The following is a 17563-nucleotide window of genomic DNA, read 5'->3' on the forward strand; positions in this document are numbered from 1 at the left end:
TAGCAACCCTAAGCGATTGGTCCTGGCTGGCAGCGCGGGCACCAGTACACCGGCCGTTCCAGCACACCCGCACCCTGCCCGCCGACCTTGATCCTGGTCCCGCAGCGCAGGCACGGCTTGCCACCCCGCTCGAACACCCAGTGCTGCCGCCCACGCCCCATCAGCCCGGTCGTGCTCTGCTCCGGGTGCCAGGCGTTGGCGAGCAGCAGCTTGCGCGCCAACCGCACCACCTCCGCCGGCTCCACCGCCGACACCGGGCTCCACGGCGACACACCCAGCAGGAAGCACACCTCGGCCTTGTACATGTTGCCCACGCCCGCCATCACGCGCTGGTCGAGCAGCGCCAAGCCCAGTTCGCGGTCCGGGTCCGCCGTCAGCCTGGCGACCGCCTCGGCGGCACGCCCGTCGTCCCAGTCGCCCAGCAGGTCCGGCCCCAGGTGCCCGACGAGCCGCGCCTCCTGGCCGGTCGGCAGCAGTTCGAGGTCGTGCAGCGCGAACCCCACCGCGACCCGGTCGGGCACCTCCAGCACCGCCCGCACCTGGTGACCTGGCCGCTGCCAGCGCTCACCGGGCCGGTAGAGGTGCCACGAGCCGTCCATCCGGAAGTGGCTGTGCAGGCTCAGGTCGCCGGAGAACCGGGTGAACAGGTGCTTGCCGACCGAGCGCACCTCCAGCACGTCCCGGCCGCTCAGGTCGGCCGTGGCCCACTTCGGGTGGCGCAACTCGCCGCGCAGCAGCCGGCGGCCGGCCAACGCCTCGTTCAGGCGGTGCCCGGCCAGGAAGACCGTGTCACCCTCGGGCACCGCTGTCGAAAGCCATCTTGAGGCCGAACCCGACCAGCACGGACGCGGTCAGCCGCTCGGTCCACCGACGCACGGCGGGTTTCGCCAGCACGACCGCCGCCCGCCCCGCGAGCCACACGACGACGATCTGCCAGACCTGGCCGACGGTCACGTGCACGCCGACCAGCAGCGCGCCCCACCCGGCCGACGCCTGGTCGGACGGCAGGAACTGGGGGAGCAGGCTCAGGTAGAAGACGCCGATCTTGGGGTTGAGCAGGTTCGTCACGAACCCGACCCGCAACGCCTGCACGGGCGTGATCGACGGTGCGTCCGTCGGCTGGTCGTCCCGGACGCCGCGCCACGACTTCCACAGCGCCGAACCGCCGAGCCACAACAGGTAAGCCGCACCCGCGTAGCGCACCACGTCGTAGGCGAACTTGGACGCCACCAGCAGCGCGGTCAGGCCGACGATGCTCGCCGCGCCCCACACCAGGCAACCGAGGGTGGTGCCGAACCCGCCGACGAGCCCGGCCTTGCGCCCGCCACCCAGCACCATGCGCAACAACATCATGGTGTCCAGGCCCGGCGTGATCGTCAGCAGCACCGCCGCGACGGTGAACGCCAGGAGTGCCGTGGTGCTCACGCGTCCACCGCTTCCTCGATCTCCTCGTCGTCGAAGTCGTGGTGCACGGCCCTGCGTCTGCTCCGGCTGATCCGCAGGATCCGCGCCAGCACCAGGTTGAACGCCAGCGCCACTTCGCGCGCGCCAGGCGTGCCCCATTCGTGGATCGGCATGCACGCGCCCTGCGCCTGCTGCACCGCCAGCCGGTCCGGCAGCGCCACCGGCATCACCAGCGGCCCGAAGATGTCACGCAGCTCGTCGATGCGGAACTGGTGCTCGTGCGACCTCGGCCGCACCCGGTTCACCACCACGCCCAGCGGTTGCAGCTCCTCGTTGTGCTCGCGCTCGGCCTGCACCGCCTCGAACGCCCGCTGCACGCCCGCCACCGCGAACATCGTCGGCTCCGTCACCAGCAGCGCCCGATCGGCCGCGACCAGCGCGGACCTGGTCAGCTGACCCAGTGAGGGCGGGCAGTCCAGCAGCACCAGCTGGTAGGGCTCCTCGTCGTCCCGGAGCAGCCGCAGCGCCTCGCGCAGCCGGCCGAGCCTGGTCTCACCGGGGTCGGGGTGGTTCAGCGACTCCGCGTCCTCCGAGCCGGCCAGCACGTCCACGCCGTCGCCCCACGCGCTGGGCGCGATCGCCTTGCGCAGCGTGTCGTCACTCGGATCCTGGAGGACGTCGTAGACACTGGCCTCGGTGTCGTCGGGTTCCAGCGTCGAGGTGGCGTTGCACTGCGGATCAAGGTCGATGACCAGCGTCCGGATACCGCGCCGCAGCGCGGCCGACGCCAGGCCGAGCGCGACCGTCGTCTTACCAACGCCACCCTTGAGGCTGAGCACCGCCACCGTATGCACGTTGTGCAGCCTACGGCCCTTACGCTCTACGTCCATGCGACCGGACGCCGTACACAGGGTGCTCGACGCCGAGCTGACCGCCGCGCGGGACCGCAGGGGCGGTGAACCGCCGCGGGTGCTCGACGTGGGCGGTGGCAGCGGCGTGTGGGCCGTGCCGCTGGCGGTGGCCGGGTGCACGGTGACGGTCGTCGACCCGAGCCCGGACGCGCTGGCCACGCTGCACCGCCGTGCCGCGGACGAGGGCGTGCTGGACCGCGTCACCGCGGTTCAGGGCGACACCGACGCGCTGGACCGGGACGGCTCGGCGGACCTGGTGCTCGGGCACGGGCTGCTGGAGGTCGTGGACGACGCCGGTGTGGCGCTGGCCGCGCTGGCCGCCGCCGCCGCTCCAGGTGGCGCGGTGTCCGTGCTGGTGGCGAACCGGTACGCGGCCGTGCTGCACCGCGCGATCGCCGGCCGGCTGGTCGACGCCCGGCGGCTGCTGGACGACGAGTCCGGTCAGCTCGTCGGCACCCGCGACCCGCTGCTGCGCCGGTTCGACGTGGTCGGGCTGGAGGCGATGGTGCTGGCGGCGGGCCTGAAGGTGGAGCTGGTCCAGGGCCACGGCGTGGTGTCCGACCTGGTGCCGGGCGCGGTGCTGGAGGCCAACCCGGGTGCGGCCGAGGCGCTGGCGGAGCTGGAGCTGGCCGCGGCGGCCCACCCGCCGTTGCGGGACGTCGCCGCCCGCCTGCACGTGCTGGCGCGGAAGCCGGCGTGACTTCGGTTACCCGCCGCAAACTTTAGGCCCGCCCTTCACCCTTTCGCGTTCTAAACGCGTCCATTCGGACCAATTTCTTGTGACCGGCGTCATCCTCGTGAGGGAGCGACGTCGCGTTGGCATGTGCCCCCGATGGTCGTCCAGCGCGCGGACGCCGAGGAGCTGGCGATGGCAACTGTGTTGGGCGGGTCCGCATCGGTCGGATCCGCATTGGTCGGGTCTGGGTTGGTCGGGTCCGGGTTGGCGGGACTACGCGATCACGCCGGGAGGGCGGTGATGCCCGTGCGGGTCGGGAGCGCCCGATCCGCCGCTCCGGCCCGCCCGGACGACGGACCGGAGGCGTTCGTCGAAGCGGCGGTCCGGGGTGACCGTCGGGCGGTCGAGGAGCTGCTGGCCGTGATCCGGCCGGTGATCGTGCGGTACTGCCGGGTCAGGGTGGGTCGCGGCGACCGGTCGTCGGCGTCGGCCGAGGACGTGGCGCAGGAGGTGTGCCTCGCGGTGCTGAAGGCGTTGCCGGGCTACCGCGAGCAGGGCCGCCCGTTCATGGCGTTCGTGTACGGGATCGCCGCGCACAAGGTCGCCGACGCGCACCGCGCCTCCGCCCGCAACCGGGCCGAGTCCGTGCCCGAGCTGCCGGACGGGCCGGGCGCGGAACCCGGCCCCGAGCAGCGGACGCTGCAGGGCGAGCTGTCCGAGCGGATGGGTCGCCTGCTGGGCGTCCTGCCGGACCGGCAGCGCGAGATCCTGGTGCTGCGGGTCGTCCTCGGCATGTCCGCCGAGGAGACCGCCGACATCGTCGGCTCCACGCCCGGCGCCGTCCGGGTGGCCCAGCACCGCGCGTTGACCCGGCTGCGCAAGGCGTTGGACGAAGCGCAGCAGTCCTAGCCGGTGCCCGGTGGTCAGTGCCGCCAGCGGGTCTGCGCGGCGATCTCGTCCGGTGAGCAGTCGGCGAACCGGGTGATCTCGCCGCGCCGCACGTCCGCGATGGTCTCGGCGAACTCCACGCCGAACGCCTCGGCCAGCACCTCGTCCGCCTCGAACGCCACCACGGCGTCCTCCAGGCACGTGGGCAGGCGCTTCGCGTCGGCGAGCACCGCCGGGTCCACCCCGACCGGCTCGGGCAGCCGCGCACCGTCGACGATCCCGGCGAGGCCCGCCGCCATCGTGGCCGCCACCACGAGGTACGGGTTCGCCGACAGGTCGTAGCACTTGACCTCCAGGTCACGGCCCGCGACCAGGCGCAACGCCGCTTCCCGGTTCTCCAGGCCCCACACCGCGAACGCGCCCGCCCAGACCTGCGGCACCAGCCGGAGGTAGCTGGCCACCGACGGGGCGCCGATCGCGCACAGCGCGGGCACCCGCTCCAGCACACCCGCCGCGAACGCCTCCGCTTCGTCGGTCAGCCCGAACCAGCCCTCACCGCCGCCGAACAGGTTCCGGCCGTCGCGCCACAGGCTCAGGTGCACGTGACCGCCGTTGCCGACGCCGTCGGCGACGACCTTCGGCGAGAACGACGCGCGCAGGCCGTGCCGGTGGGTGATCGCCCGGATCGTCTCGCGCACCAGCACCGACGTGTCGGCCGCGTGCACCGGGTCCTCCGGCGTGGTGGACAGCTCGAACTGGCCGGGCGCGTACTCCGGGTGGAACTGGAGCACTTCGACGTCCTGCTCGTACAGCGCGGACAGCAGGTCCGCGCCGTAGTCGGACAGCTCGACCTGCCGGGCGTGGCCGTACGCGGGACCGGTGGCGGCGGGCCGGAAGTCGTCCGTGCCGCCCTGCCCGACGACCCACTCGACCTCGAAGCCCGCCTGCACCTCGTAGCCGTGCACGGTCAGGCGGTCGGTGACGGCACGCGCCAGCCCGCGTTCGTCCTGCGGGTGCGGCTCGCCCTGCTGGTCGAAGCGGTCGGCCGGCGCCCACGCCCAGCCGGGCTGGCCCGCCAGCACCGTCAGCCGGTCCAGGTCGGGGCGCAGCCGCAGGTCGCCGACCGGTCCGCCCGCGTGCCGCCCGGTGATGATCGTGTCGTCCAGCAGGAACACGTCGAACACGGGAGACGCGCCCACGCCGTCGGCGGCGGCTCTGGGCAGGCCCGCGACCGGGACCGACTTCACCCTCGTGATGCCGCTGTGGTCCACCCACGTGAGCGCGATCGCGACCACGTCCTGCTCCAGCAGGTCGTCCACCAGTTCGGCGGCCAGCGCACGCCGGTGCTCCCGCTCGGCTGTGTCCATCTGGCGTGGTTACACCAGGTCTCTAGTCTTCAACAAGTGGAACCACTGCTGCCCTGCGTGGCGTCGTTGCGACTCGTGGACCACCACTGCCACGGGGTGCTGAGGGCCGATGTGGACCGGGACGGGTTCGAGTCGATGCTGACCGAGGCGGCGTCGGTGTCGCCGCTGGGGACGTCCCTGTTCGACTCGTCGCTGGGGCTCGCGGTGCGGCGCTGGTGTGCGCCTTTGCTGGATCTGCCGGTGCTGGCGCCGGCCGACGAGTACCTGGCGCGGCGGCTGTCGCTGGGTGCGGCGGAGGCGAACCGGACGTTCCTCGTGGCGTCGGAGATCTCGATGTTCCTGGTGGACGGCGGGCTGTCGCCGGAGCGGTTGGCAGGGCCGTCCGTCTTCACCCATTCCAGTGAACTTCCCGTGCTGCGGCTGGAGCGGCTGGCCGAGGAGCTCGTGGCGCGAGGCGCCGCCGGTTTCCCGGACCGGGTGCGTGCCGCCCTGGCGTCGTCGAACGCGGTGGCGGCGAAGTCGATCGCGGCCTACCGGGTGGGGCTGGCGCTGGACCCGGAGCGGCCCGCGGACGCCTCGGTGGTGGCGGCGGCCGACCGGTGGCTGAAGTCCGGGTCGTCCCGGTGCGCGGACGACGTGGTCACCCGGTTCCTGGTCTGGGAGGCGCTGGAACGCGGGCTGCCGGTGCAGTTCCACGTCGGCTACGGGGACGCGGACCTGTCGCTGCGCGACTGCGACCCGCTGCTGCTGACGGACCTGCTGCGGGCGACCGCCGGGCTCGGCGTGCCGGTGGTGCTGCTGCACAACTACCCGTTCCACCGCAACGCCGGGTACCTGGCGCAGGTCTTCCCGCACGTGTTCGTCGACGTCGGGTTGGCCACGCACGCGGCGGCGCACCAGGCGAGCCGGGTGCTGGCCGAGGCGCTGGAGATCGTGCCGTTCGGGAAGTTCCTGTTCTCCACCGACGCGTACGGACTGGCCGAGCTGTACTACCTGGGTGCGCTGTTCTTCCGCCGTGCGCTGTCCGACTTCCTCTCGCACGGGCTGCGGGCGCATGCTTTCGCCCTGGCGGACGCGGAGCGCGTCGCCAACCTGATCGGGTGGCGGAACGCGCACCGGGTCTACCGGCTGACGTAAAGTGTCGAACACTTGTTCGGTTCCTGGTGGAGGTGGTCGTGGGCCGTAGCGCGAACCTGCCGCGCGGTCTCGTCGACCGCTTCCTCGTGCGCGGCGACACCTGGCCGGACGACACCGGCTGCTCGATGCTGCACGTCGACATGGACGCCTTCTACGCGTCGGTCGAGATCCGCGACCAGCCGGAACTGGCGGGCAAGCCCGTGGTCGTCGGCGGCACGGCGAACCGGGGCGTGGTCGCGGCGGCGAACTACGTGGCCCGCGAGTTCGGCGTCCGGTCCGCCATGCCGATCGCGCACGCCCGCAGGCTCGCGCCGCACGCGGTGTTCGTCGCCCCGAACTTCGCCCGCTACCAGGAGGTTTCGCGCGGGGTCATGACGATCTTCCGCGACATCACGCCGCTGGTGGAGCCGTTGAGCCTGGACGAGGCGTTCCTCGACGTGAGCGGTGCGCTGAAGCGGATGCGGTCGAGCCCGGCGCAGATCGCGGCGGTGATCAGGGCGCAGGTGGAGGAGGCGCACGGCATCACGTGCTCGGTGGGCGTGGCGCCGACGAAGTTCCTGGCCAAGCTGGCGTCGGGGATGTGCAAACCGGACGGCGCCATGGTCGTGCCGCGCACCGAGGTGCTGTCGTTCCTGCACCCGCTGCCGGTGTCGGCGCTGTGGGGCGTGGGGCAGCGGACGGCCGAGCAGCTGGACCGGGTGGGGCTGGAGACGGTGGCCGACGTCGCCGCGACCCCGTTGCCGCGGCTGCGGAAGGTGCTCGGGGTGGCGTTGGCGGAGCACCTGCACGCGTTGGCGCAGGGTCACGACGACCGGCCGGTGGTGCCGTCCACGCGGGAGAAGTCGATCGGGGCCGAGGAGACGTTCGAGGTCGACCACTTCGACCGGGAGCTGCTGCGGCGGGAGTTGCTGCGGCTGGCGGAGCGCTCGACGGCGACCCTGCGGTCGCGGGGGCTGCGCGGCCGGACGGTGTCGATCAAGGTGCGGTTCGCCGACTTCACCACGATCACCAGGTCGAAGACGTTGCGGGTGGCGACGGACGTGACGCACGAGGTGTACCGGACGGCGTCGACGCTCCTGGACGAGCAGGTGCCGGCGGGGGCGGTGCGGCTGATCGGGGTGCGGATCGAGCAGCTGGTGGAGGGCGACGGCGGCGAGCAGCTGATGTTCGACGCGCCCGAGCGCGGGTGGCGTGAGGCGGAGCAGGCGGCGGACCAGGCCCGGTCGAAGTTCGGCCGCGCGGCGATCCGCCCGGCCTCCCTGCTGGCCCAGGCCCCGGCCCGCTCAGGCCTGAACGAACCCAAGCCGGACCGATCGGACCCCGGTCCGGTGGCTTGACGGGTTCGGGGTTCCGCCGCCCGGCACGCCGTTCGGGTGGTGGCCGGCCTGATCCACACCGCGCGGGTCGATCACCCGGCACAGTGGGACCGTGGACCGGTTCTGGGGCCTGCTCAGCCCGGCCGAGCACGACGTGCTCGCCGTGGCGGGGGTCGAGCGCGACTACCCGCCGGGCTCTTCGGTCTGCCACGAGGGCGAGGTCACGGGGCACGTGCTGGTCGTGCGCCGAGGCCTGCTCCGGGTCACCGCGACCACCGCGAACGGCACCGAGAAGGTGCTCGCCGTGCGTGGTCCGGGCGACCTCGTCGGTGAGCGCTCGGCGGTCGACGGCCTGCCGCGCTCGGCGACCGTCCAGGCCCTCGGCGCGGTGCGGGCGCTGGTGCTGTCCGCCGCGTCGTTCGCCTCGCTGTGCCAGCGCCACCCGGGCATCGCGTGGGCCGTGCTGATCGTCGTCATCGCCCGGCAGCGCGACACGGACCGCCAGCGGGTGCAGATCAGCGGCACGGCCACCCAGCGCGTCGCCGCCGTCCTGATCGACATGGCCCTGCGACGCGGGATCGCCGACCAGGGCGCCATCGCGCTGAGCCAGGAGGAACTGGCCGGGATCGCGGGCACTTCCCGGGAATCCCTCGTGCGGGTGCTGCGCACGCTGCGCGAGGAGGGCATTATCGGCACCGGGCGGCGGAAGATCGACATCCATCACGTGGGCCGGCTCTACGACTTCACCAACTGATTTCCCCCAGTGCGTCATCTGACGCGGAACTCGACTGCCACACCTCGTACAAAGGTGACATCAGTCGAGATCAGAGGGGGAGTCATGAACCACAACGAGGAGCAGGCCAAGGCCCGCCGCCAGTTCACCGAACGCCTCGCCTGCACGCTCGTCTTCACCGTCGTCCAGCTGTGGGCCGCCGTGGTGATCATCGTCAAGGCCGATGTCGACGGCGTGGTCGCGCTCGCCGTCGCGTTCGTGCTCGCCGGCGGTCTGATCGCGGTGCACGACGCCTGGCGCGACGTCCGCTCCGTCCGGCGTGAGCTGGACGTCGAGATCCGCGAAGACCTCGTGCGCCTCTGAAGCCAAGCGGCGGCCAACGAGGGGTGGCTGCCGTTTTCCGAGGCCTTCCGCAGACGGTCGGGTCTGCGGAAGGCCTCACTTCTTTTCCGGCCTGTCCGTCCGGCTGATCCCTGCGGCCTGTTCTTGCGGCCTGTTCTCACGGAGTTGTCCACAGCCCACGGAGTTGTCCACAGTTCGCGATCTCCACGTCGACCAACCTCGCCGGACCGCCCATCGTGGAACCCATGCGAACCTCGAACCGCACCACCATCGACCTCGACGCCCTGGGTGGCCTCTTCCCCGGCCGCGTCGCCACCGCCTCGGAGCTGCTCGGCCTCGGCCTGCCCAGCGGGGAGCTCGGTGTCCGCTGTCGGCCGCGCGGCCCGTGGCAGCACCTCCTACCGGGCATCCTGCTCCTGGCCCGGACACCGCCTACCCGTGCGCAGCTGGTGCGGGCGGCTCTCCGGTACGGCGGTCCGCGCACGATGCTCACGGGTGTGGACGCGCTCCAGCTGCACGGCATGCGGGCGTTGCCGGCCACCGGTCCGGTGCAGATCCTCGTCGACCGCCCGGTCGAGCCGGCCGCCAAGGTCCGCGTCACGCGCGTCCGCCGCTTACCCGAGCCCGTCCTGCGCAAGGGCTTCCTGACCGCCCCGCTCGCCAGAGCCGCGGTCGACGCCGCCGGAGCCCTGTGCCTGCGTGACGACATCCGGATCGTGCTGACCGAGGTGGTCCGCCACGGCGGGGTCCCGGTGGCCGATCTCAGACCGTGGCTGTCCCGTGGTTCGGACCACGTCCGGCAGGTCCTGGCCGAACTGGCGGACGGCGTCCGCTCGGTCCCGCAGGCCTGGGCGAGGGCCGTGCTGGACGACCTGGCGTTGCCGAGCCCGCGCTGGGACGTCCCGGTGCGCACCGCCGAGGGCCGCCTGCTGGGCATCGCCGACGCCTGGTGGGACGACCTTGCCCTGGCGTGGCAGTTCAGCACCCCGAGGTCCCGGGCGGACCTCCTCGCCGCGGCCGGTGTGATCGTCCTCCACACACCGCCCGCTCGACTGCGCCGGCTACCGGCGGCCGTGGCGCAAGACCTGCTGCGCGCCGCCACCCGAGCCGGCCGGCGACCCCGACCGACGATCAAGGCAGGCGGTGCGGCCGGCGGCACCACGACCGGAAAGGAGTCGATCACCCTCCACCGGTGACGCTCCGCGCACGAAGTGAGCCGTTCCGCAAACGGAGGTGCCGGGCGGGCTTCGTATTGCCGAAGTCGGTCGCCCGATGAGGCGTGTGCGGGGCGGCCCCGAGGGTGCGGAGGTTGTGATCTCCGTCTCGGTCGGCGGTGCGGGATTACGACGATCAGGCCTGTGCGCTGGTCGGATAGGCCGGAAAGCGGGCGGTACCGGGCCGATTCGGGTACTGGCGGACGTGCTCTGACCGCAGTCCGGCGGTCCCGACCGGCCGTTGCGCCTCGCATCGGAGTGAACAACCGGGCACGCTGGGCACTTGACAGCCGAACGGAAGGCGGGTTGCGCGACCTCACGGTGGTCTGACCGTTGACCCGTGAGGATGATGGTGACAGAACGAACCGCTTAGGGGCACGGACTGGGTAGTCGGGGAGCCTCCCGAATCGTATCCTGGTTGTGACGCCCCCTGGGCGGGGCGTCCGCCGGGACCGGCGGCAACCGTGAACACCCGGCGCCCGCGACCGCTGTGCCGGAGGAGGAGCCATGCCACTCTCCGAGCACGAGCAGCGACTGCTCGACCAGATCGAGCGCGCGCTCTACGCCGAGGACCCGAAGTTCGCATCCACAGTGCGCGGCGCCAAGCTGCGTAAGCCGTCCCGACGGCGTCGTATCCAGGGCATCGCGTTGTTCGCCGTGGGTGTGGCCCTGCTCGTTACGGGTGTGATGTTGCCGAAGCTCGCTGGTATCCCGGTGGTGAGCGTGGTCGGCTTCCTGTTGATGTTCTTCGGCGTGCTGCTCACCGTGACGACATTGCGTCGTGGTGACCAGGGTGCCGAGGAACCCAGCGAAGAGGGAAGCCGGCCCAGCCGCAGCTCGTTCTCACAGAAGATGGAAGAACGTTTCCGTCGCCGTTTCGAGGACGAGTAGTCCGCGCGACAGCCCGACCGAACAACGCACACGGCCCGCCCCGCAACCACCGGGGCGGGCCGTGCGTTTCGTGCCAGGCGCAACAACCCAGCCTCCCCGGCCAAACCACTCCGCGAGCCCAGCCCCGCGAGCCCAGCCCCGCGAGCCCAGCCCTGTCAGCCCCGTCTATCCGGGCCAGTCCTGCGAACCGGGTCTATCCGGCCGAGTCCTGCGAGCCCAGTCCCGCGGAGCGCGGTCTACCCAGCACAGTCCTGCAAGCCCAGCTCTTCGAGCCCGGTCTCGCCGGCCCGGTCTTGCGGTCGCCCGGTATTGCCAGCACGGGTATCGCCGGCCCGGTCTTGCTGACAGGGATTCTCCGGCTGGCCCCTGCTACGTGACCCCTGCTGCGTGATTCTTGCGGTTTGACTCCGGCGGGCCTACGAGCGTCGGGACGCAATCTCGCGGGCTGACTTCCGCCAGCCCAGCCCGATGGTCGCAGTGTTGCCGGCCGGTCCTGCTGGCCCAATCCCTGCTGGCCCAATCTCAGCTGGCCCAATCTCAGCTGGCCCGGTCCCTGCTGGCCCCAATCCCAGCTGGCCCGGTCCCTGCTGGCCAGCCTTGTCGGCCCGATCCGGCGAGCCCGGTCCTGCGGCGCTGATTCTGTGAGGCCCGTTTCTGCCGGCCTGGACCTCCGGGCGGCCCGGGTCCTGCGCCCCAGTCCCTGCGAACCCAGTCCCTGCTGCCCCACAGGACCGGACTGGCGGGCCGAGTCCGGTGGGCCGGCCGAACGGGGACCTGTCCTTCCGGCCCTCAGCCCGGCCCCCAGCCCGGCGCTCGGCCGGCCCCCGGCTCAGTCCTGTGGGTCGGAGTCGGTCGGGGCCTTCGGCTGGAGCACCGACCGGGGCAGGAACTTCGCCTTCAGGGCCAGCGGCGCGTTGCGGCTCAGGCTCTGCCGCACGCTGTCCACCGCGCCGGGCAGTGACGGGTCCGCCGCCGCCTGCGTGCTGTACCAGGACCGCTCCACCGCACCCACGACCGCCCGCAGCCCGTCCCGGCCCTGTTCGTCCAAGTTGTGCACCCGCACCAACCGTCGAGCGGCCACCCGCACGGTCTCGGTGTCCGGCACGCGGGTACCCCGGTCCACGGACTCCGCGACCAGCTCCTGCCACGCCGCACCCGCCGCGTCCGGTCCCAACCCGGCCACCGCCCGCAGCCGCTCCCGCCGCCGCCACACCCGCACGCCCGACGGCGCGGCTGCCGCCGCCAACAACGCCAGCACCACGGCCAACGGCCACGACACCAACGCCACGAGCAGCACCGACACCAGCACCCACGCCGCCACCGCCGTCACCAACGCCGCACGCCGCACCCACGGCGCCTGCCTCAGCCACACCGCCTGCCCCGGCAACACCTGCTGATCCGGCCGTGCCTGCCCGTTCTTCTTCGGCGACCCGCCGAACAGCACCGGCGCCGTCACCAGCAGCGCTACCAGGAACGCCACGATCAACGTCGCCAGGTGCCACGTCGGCGTCGGCTCGTCGACCTGCCCCGTCCCGTCCTGCCCCTGCGCACCCGGCACGGCCGACGCGGAGCTGCTGGTGCCCGGCGCCGCCGTGGTGGTCGTGGTCGTCGTCGCGCCCGCGGTGGAGCCGTCTTCCTCGTCGTCGGCGCTCATGCCGGAGATGTACGGCGGCGTCACGCCCCGCCCGTCGGACAGCGGCGTCGGGTCGAAGACCATCCAGCCGTAACCGGGGAAGTAGATCTCCACCCACGCGTGCGCGTCCTGCGAGGTGATCGTCTGGTAGTCCCCGGTGGGGAACCCGGCGGTGAAGCCGAGCGCCACCCGCGAGGCCATGCCGACCGACCGCGCCATGATCGCCATGGCCGACGCGTACTGCTCGCAGAACCCCTTCTTGCCCGCGAGCACGAAGTCCGCCAACGCGTCCGCGGACGTGTCCGTGTTCGACGTCTGCGTCGTGTAGGTGAAGCCCTGCGTGCCGTCGGTGAAGTACCGGTACAGCGCGGTCGCCTGGTCGAACTGGTTGTCGTGCCCCGACACGATCCGCCGCGCGAGGTCCGCCACCCGGCTTTCGACACCGGGCGCTTCCAGGTACTCCGCCTCGACGTCCACCTGGCCGCTCGTCCGCCGCAGCTTGTCGGCCGACGGCGTCTCCAACACCGTCTGCAGCGTGTACTCGCCGGACTTGCGGGCCCGGACGCTGTAGACCATGCCGCGCACCGGGTCGTACCGCCAGTTGTCGTCGACCTCCTGGATGCCGCGCGGCCGGCCGTAGACCGGCAGCCAGTTGTCCACCCAGTTCACCGGCTCGATCTTGACGTCGACGACCTCGCCGCCACCCTGGTCGCCCGGCTGCACGGGCAGCGCGCCGTCCGCGGCCACGCCCTCCGGCAGGTTCCCGCCGAGCTGCCAGCCCTTGTCCGGCACGTACTCGCGCAGCGTCATCGCGCGCAGGTACGCCGAGGTCGGCAGGTCGCGCACCCGGAACAGCTCACGCGGCGCGCCCTGGTTGAGCATGCCCCGCAGCTCGGTCATCGGGTCGATGCCCAGCCCGCCGGAGCCGCCGCCGATCTGGTCGCCGCTGCCGGGCAGCCGCCCGACCGTCCCGACGAACGCCAGGCTCGCCCCCGCCACCAGCGCGATCACCACGGCCAGCGCGGCCACCCCGGTCGCCGCGGGCGCCGATCCGCTCTGCCCACCACCGGGCAGCTTCCCGCGCCACGCCTCGTGCCGGTGTTGCCCGTCGACGGCCAGCAGCAGCGCGAACGCCCCCGCGCCGAACACGAACGTCCACACCGGCAGCATCTCGTCGGCCAACGACGCGGGCACCGCGAACACGCACAGCAGCACCAGGCCCGACGCGGCGGGCGCCTTCGCGCCGACCGCCAGGAGGTCCACCACGATCGCGACCAGCCCGATCGCCACCATCACCAGGCAGCGCATGGCCTCGCTGTCCGGCACCGGCGGCACACCGGTCTGCACCTCGGCCATCGCCTCGCCGAGCTTCGCCACCAGGTCCGACAGCGACTGCGGCCCCGGCAGCACGACCAGCACCCCGCTGCGGGTGAAGATCGTCACCAGCACGGACGTCAGCGCCAGCAGCTGACCGAGAACCACCACCGGCAGGGGCATCCTGGCCGACCGCAGCAGCACTCCCGTGCCGCCGATCACCGTGATCGCCACCGCCAGGTACACCAGCCACAGCCCGCCGGCGATCACGCCCGACAGCGCCGTCGCGGCGCACAGTGTGGCCAGGCCGGCCACCGCCGGCGTCACGTTCACCACCCAGCCGCCGTCCCGCGGAGCAGCCGTTCTGCCGGTCACCTAGCCCACCTCCGTGCGCACCACGGGGCCGCGGCTGCCCGCGCTGTGGCACAACTGCTGCCAGACCTGGTCCATCGGCGTCGCGGGCCGCGCCACGACCACGCCCCACCCCGCGCCGCTCAGCAACCGCTGGGCGTCGGCGGGGTCGGGCGCCGGGTCCTCCGACGCGGACGCCCACGCCCGGACGTCCATCACCACCGCGAGACTCCGCACCCCGCGCGGACGGTTGCGCACCAGCGCCTCGACCACGGCCGGCGTGCAGGCGCCCAGGACCGCGATGACCTCCTGGCCCGCGCCGGGGTCGAGACCGGCGGCCGGTTCACGGCGGTGCGACGGCGCCAGCGCGGCCAGCGCGTCCAGCACCACCGAGTCGCTGTACCCGCCGTCGACCTGCCCGCCCGCGAGCACCCGGCCGTCGTCGCCGACCAGCCGCACCTGGTGGCCGTACCGGTGCAGGTGCACGCAGATCGACGCGGCCAGCGACACCGCCCACTCCAGGCTCGCGCCGGGACCACTGCCCCGGTGCGCGATCAGCCGGTGGTCCAGCAGCACCGTCGTCCCGCCGCGCCACGGCCGTTCCTCGACGCGCACCATCAGCTCGTCCCGGCGCGCGGTCGAGCGCCAGTGGACCTTCCGCAGGTCGTCGCCGTGCCGGTACGGGCGCACCACCGCGTCGTCCTCGCCCTGCCCGGCGCGCAGCCGGATCGAGCCGTCGTCGCCCGAGCCCATGCCCGAACCGCTCGGCAGACCGGTCAGCTGCGCCACTTGCGGCACCACGACGAGCCGGCTGCGGCCCGCCATCTCGCGGTCGAACTCCGCCAGGCCGAACGGATCGGTGATCCGGGCCATCAGCGGACCGACCTGCTGCACGCCGCGCATCACCGGCTTGAGCGGGTACCGCAGCACGGTCACGATGTTGCGCGGCAGCCGTTCCACGACGAACCGCGGGCGCGCTCCCAGCGCGTACGGCACCGCGTCCTCCAGCAGCAGCCCGCCGGTCGGCAGCCGCCCGGCGCTGCGCAGCTCCACGCGCACGTCCGTGGCCGAACCCACCTGGACGCGGCTCGGGTGCATCATGCGGTTCGCGTGCAGACCGATCCGGGCCCGCTGCGCCAGCCACGCCGCCAGCAGCGGCAGCGCGACCACGAACGCCGACACGCGCAGGAGGTCGCGCTCGTTCAGCACGACCGCGCACAAACCGGCCGCGAACCCCGCGGCCAGCAGGCACCGGCCCCGGGTGGTCAGCCCGGACAGGGCTCCGCGCATGTCAGCGGTGGTTGTTCGGGTTGACGCTGTGCAGGAACTGCCCGGTCGGGTCCAGCGCCGCGTGCGGCACCGGCACCCGCTGGACCAGGTTGCGCACGAGGTCTGCGGGCGATCTGCGGGCGGCCTGCGCCTCCGCGGTCAGCACCAGGCGGTGCGCGAGCACCGGCACGGCCACCGCGTGGACGTCGTCCGGCACCACGAAGTCGCGACCCGCCAACGCGGCCTGCGCCCTCGCCGCGCGCACCAGGTGCAGCGTGGCCCGCGGTGACGCGCCCAGCCGCAACTCCGGCAGCCGACGGGTGGCGCCGACGAGTTCCACCGCGTACCGGCGGATCTCCGGCGACAGGTGCACCCGGCGGACCACGTGCACCAGCTTCAGCACCGTCGCCGCGTCGGACACCGGGCGCAGGTCGGACATCGGGTCGTGGCCCGCGTGCTCGTCCACCATCGCCAGCTCGGCCGCCGGGTCCGGGTACCCGATGGAGACCCGCGACGTGAACCGGTCGCGCTGGGCCTCGGGGAGGGCGTAGGTGCCCTCCATCTCGATCGGGTTCTGGGTGGCGATCACCATGAACGGCGCGCCGAGCGGGTAGGTCTGCCCGTCGACGGTCACCTGGTGCTCTTCCATGCACTCCAGCAGCGCCGACTGGGTCTTCGGCGACGCGCGGTTGATCTCGTCGCCCACCACGATGTTCGCGAACACCGGGCCGGGGCGGAACTCGAAGTCGTTGTCCTGCCGGTTGTAGATCGACACACCGGTGATGTCGCTGGGCAGCAGGTCGGGGGTGAACTGGATGCGGCTCACCGTGCAGTCGATCGACCGGGCCAGCGCCTTGGCCAGCGACGTCTTGCCGACGCCCGGCACGTCCTCGACCAGCAGGTGGCCCTCGGCCAGCAGCGTGACGAGCGCGACCCGGACCACGTCCGGCTTGCCGACGATGACCTTCTCGACGTTCGCGGCGATCCGCCCGACCACGGCGTGCAGCTCGGCGAGCGCTTCCTCGGGCCTGCCCGGCACGGTGCTGCTGTTGACAGCGTTGACGTGCTGGTTGTTGTTCACGAGATCGGCCGAGGGCGCGCCACTGCCTCCGTAGGAGTGTTCTGGCAGCGCGGCTGGCTGTGTACTCGGAGTCACTCGACCTCCTGGAGCAGGGCGCGGCCCTACCGCGACCGGTTCGCGGTGGCGGCGAGCGTTTCACGCAGTGTGTCAAACCAGGGCAAAGCGCCCCACAGCCATTGAACAGTTTCGTGCGCACGGATTCCACGGCCCGAGGTCCAGGCCGGTTCACCCCCACTCCACCACCATTCCCCACCGGTGCGTCGGCTGAACCGGTTTTGCCCGATTTCGCTGCGCCATCCGAGTGGAGTTCAGGCGTGATCGGCTCACCCGCGGCGGTGGTCGCGGCCGGCGTCCCCCACCACGCTCCACCCTGGCCATCTTCGCTCTACCTGCGTAAACGTCGGACGCCTCGGCGTGCAACCACCCGTTTCAGCGTTGACTGTGGTGAAAAGTGGGGTACTGTGGCGGCCGGTGGGGCAGACGGGGGCTCCACTGCCGGTCGGAAGTCTGTTCCGGCATCGGGAGGTGGCTGCCGTGTTCCTGGGCACTCACTACCCGAGGCTGGACGACAAGGGCCGACTGACGCTGCCTGCGAAGTTCCGGGACGCGCTAGCGGGGGGTCTCATGGTCACCAAGGGCCAGGACCACTGCCTCTACGTGTTCCCTCGGGCCGAGTTCGAACAGATGGCGCGCAAGGTCGCGGACGCTCCTTTCACCAACGAGGCGGTCCGCGCCTACCAGCGCTACCTGTTCGCGGGGACCGACGAGCAGCGGCCGGACGGCCAGGGCCGGGTGTCCATCGCACCGGAGCTGCGCCGCTACGCGGGGCTGACCAAGGAGTGCGTGGTCATCGGCGCGATCAACCGGCTGGAGATCTGGGACGCGCAGGCGTGGCAGAGCTACCTCGACGAGCACGAGGACAGCTATGCGACGGCTCGCGAGGAGGTGCTGCCCGGCGTCTTCTAGACCGGTTCTACCGGCCGTTGTTTCGAGGTTTCGGGTGCCGTGAGGCCTCGGTCCGCTCGGCTTTCGGCCC

Annotated in this window: 16 protein-coding genes; 9 read left to right on the forward strand and 7 right to left on the reverse strand. The window is 72.4% G+C overall.

All coding sequences use genetic code 11. The features are described from left to right. Positions 1 to 8: 8 nt before the first annotated feature. From OQ02_RS08740 to OQ02_RS08750, 3 genes are read right to left on the reverse strand one after another with little or no spacing between them, the layout of a single operon-like run. A complete protein-coding gene (locus OQ02_RS08740; protein ID WP_033437736.1) occupies positions 9 to 803 on the reverse strand; it encodes a DNA-formamidopyrimidine glycosylase family protein in 795 nt (264 codons plus the stop codon). After that, positions 790 to 1425 (reverse strand): LysE family translocator, encoded by a 636-nt coding sequence (locus OQ02_RS08745; protein WP_033437737.1) that lies wholly within the window; start codon positions 1423 to 1425, stop codon positions 790 to 792. Before OQ02_RS08745 ends, OQ02_RS08740 begins: the two co-directional genes overlap by 14 nt. Beyond that, positions 1422 to 2258, reverse strand: a complete 837-nt coding sequence (locus OQ02_RS08750; RefSeq protein WP_033437738.1) for a ParA family protein — start codon at positions 2256 to 2258, stop codon at positions 1422 to 1424. Before OQ02_RS08750 ends, OQ02_RS08745 begins: the two co-directional genes overlap by 4 nt. Before the next feature lie 34 nt (positions 2259 to 2292). Here OQ02_RS08750 and OQ02_RS08755 point away from each other — a divergent pair, with 34 nt between their 5' ends. After that, positions 2293 to 3015, forward strand: a complete 723-nt coding sequence (locus OQ02_RS08755) for a class I SAM-dependent methyltransferase (RefSeq protein WP_033437739.1) — start codon at positions 2293 to 2295, stop codon at positions 3013 to 3015. Between the two features lie 276 nt (positions 3016 to 3291). Then, positions 3292 to 3900: a sigma-70 family RNA polymerase sigma factor gene (locus tag OQ02_RS08760; protein ID WP_051772049.1), complete on the forward strand. Its 609-nt coding sequence runs from the start codon at positions 3292 to 3294 to the stop codon at positions 3898 to 3900. 14 nt (positions 3901 to 3914) lie between these two features. Here OQ02_RS08760 and OQ02_RS08765 read toward each other — a convergent pair whose 3' ends face one another. After that, entirely contained in the window at positions 3915 to 5246 is a 1332-nt protein-coding gene (locus OQ02_RS08765) for a glutamine synthetase family protein (RefSeq protein WP_033437740.1), read from the reverse strand. Positions 5247 to 5282: 36 nt separating this feature from the next. On the opposite strand from OQ02_RS08765, the gene OQ02_RS08770 reads away from it, so the two are divergent. The 6 genes from OQ02_RS08770 (at position 5283) to OQ02_RS08795 (ending at position 10879) form a co-directional block, all read left to right on the forward strand. Beyond that, positions 5283 to 6383 carry an amidohydrolase family protein gene (locus OQ02_RS08770; protein ID WP_033437741.1) on the forward strand — a complete coding sequence of 367 codons (1101 nt, stop codon included), beginning with the start codon at positions 5283 to 5285 and terminating at the stop codon, positions 6381 to 6383. Between the two features lie 38 nt (positions 6384 to 6421). Continuing rightward, positions 6422 to 7720 (forward strand): DNA polymerase IV, encoded by a 1299-nt coding sequence (locus tag OQ02_RS08775; protein ID WP_033438004.1) that lies wholly within the window; start codon positions 6422 to 6424, stop codon positions 7718 to 7720. Positions 7721 to 7811: 91 nt separating this feature from the next. After that, positions 7812 to 8453 carry a Crp/Fnr family transcriptional regulator gene (locus OQ02_RS08780; RefSeq protein ID WP_033437742.1) on the forward strand — a complete coding sequence of 214 codons (642 nt, stop codon included), beginning with the start codon at positions 7812 to 7814 and terminating at the stop codon, positions 8451 to 8453. A gap of 84 nt (positions 8454 to 8537) precedes the next feature. After that, the gene (locus OQ02_RS08785) at positions 8538 to 8795 is read left to right on the forward strand and encodes a hypothetical protein (RefSeq protein ID WP_033437743.1); all 258 of its coding nucleotides are present in this window, start codon (positions 8538 to 8540) and stop codon (positions 8793 to 8795) included. A gap of 224 nt (positions 8796 to 9019) precedes the next feature. Continuing rightward, positions 9020 to 9970 carry a hypothetical protein gene (locus OQ02_RS08790; RefSeq protein ID WP_051772050.1) on the forward strand — a complete coding sequence of 317 codons (951 nt, stop codon included), beginning with the start codon at positions 9020 to 9022 and terminating at the stop codon, positions 9968 to 9970. Positions 9971 to 10495: 525 nt separating this feature from the next. Then, positions 10496 to 10879 carry a DUF3040 domain-containing protein gene (locus tag OQ02_RS08795; RefSeq protein WP_033437744.1) on the forward strand — a complete coding sequence of 128 codons (384 nt, stop codon included), beginning with the start codon at positions 10496 to 10498 and terminating at the stop codon, positions 10877 to 10879. A gap of 829 nt (positions 10880 to 11708) precedes the next feature. On the opposite strand, the gene OQ02_RS08800 is transcribed toward OQ02_RS08795, so the two are convergent. From OQ02_RS08800 to OQ02_RS08810, 3 genes are read right to left on the reverse strand one after another with little or no spacing between them, the layout of a single operon-like run. Beyond that, positions 11709 to 14201 carry a transglutaminase TgpA family protein gene (locus OQ02_RS08800; RefSeq protein ID WP_033437745.1) on the reverse strand — a complete coding sequence of 831 codons (2493 nt, stop codon included), beginning with the start codon at positions 14199 to 14201 and terminating at the stop codon, positions 11709 to 11711. Then, positions 14202 to 15467 (reverse strand): DUF58 domain-containing protein, encoded by a 1266-nt coding sequence (locus OQ02_RS08805; RefSeq protein ID WP_033437746.1) that lies wholly within the window; start codon positions 15465 to 15467, stop codon positions 14202 to 14204. It lies immediately after the preceding gene. 1 nt (position 15468) lies between these two features. After that, positions 15469 to 16485 carry an AAA family ATPase gene (locus OQ02_RS08810; protein ID WP_231499935.1) on the reverse strand — a complete coding sequence of 339 codons (1017 nt, stop codon included), beginning with the start codon at positions 16483 to 16485 and terminating at the stop codon, positions 15469 to 15471. A 576-nt stretch (positions 16486 to 17061) separates the two neighbouring features. Between OQ02_RS08810 and mraZ the strand changes: the two genes are divergently transcribed. Next, positions 17062 to 17493 carry a division/cell wall cluster transcriptional repressor MraZ gene (gene mraZ, locus OQ02_RS08815; protein ID WP_033437747.1) on the forward strand — a complete coding sequence of 144 codons (432 nt, stop codon included), beginning with the start codon at positions 17062 to 17064 and terminating at the stop codon, positions 17491 to 17493. Positions 17494 to 17563 lie beyond the last annotated feature (70 nt).

It is taken from the genome of Saccharothrix sp. NRRL B-16314, from assembly GCF_000716595.1.
GTDB lineage: Bacteria > Actinomycetota > Actinomycetes > Mycobacteriales > Pseudonocardiaceae > Actinosynnema.

Coding starts and splice junctions, on each gene's coding strand:
- OQ02_RS08765 (WP_033437740.1), bottom strand. CDS start 5,246: ATGGACACAGCCGAGCGGGAGCACCGGCGTGCGCTGGCCGCCGAACTG.
- OQ02_RS08760 (WP_051772049.1), top strand. CDS start 3,292: ATGCCCGTGCGGGTCGGGAGCGCCCGATCCGCCGCTCCGGCCCGCCCG.
- OQ02_RS08785 (WP_033437743.1), top strand. CDS start 8,538: ATGAACCACAACGAGGAGCAGGCCAAGGCCCGCCGCCAGTTCACCGAA.
- OQ02_RS08755 (WP_033437739.1), top strand. CDS start 2,293: ATGCGACCGGACGCCGTACACAGGGTGCTCGACGCCGAGCTGACCGCC.
- OQ02_RS08805 (WP_033437746.1), bottom strand. CDS start 15,467: ATGCGCGGAGCCCTGTCCGGGCTGACCACCCGGGGCCGGTGCCTGCTG.
- OQ02_RS08795 (WP_033437744.1), top strand. CDS start 10,496: ATGCCACTCTCCGAGCACGAGCAGCGACTGCTCGACCAGATCGAGCGC.
- OQ02_RS08790 (WP_051772050.1), top strand. CDS start 9,020: ATGCGAACCTCGAACCGCACCACCATCGACCTCGACGCCCTGGGTGGC.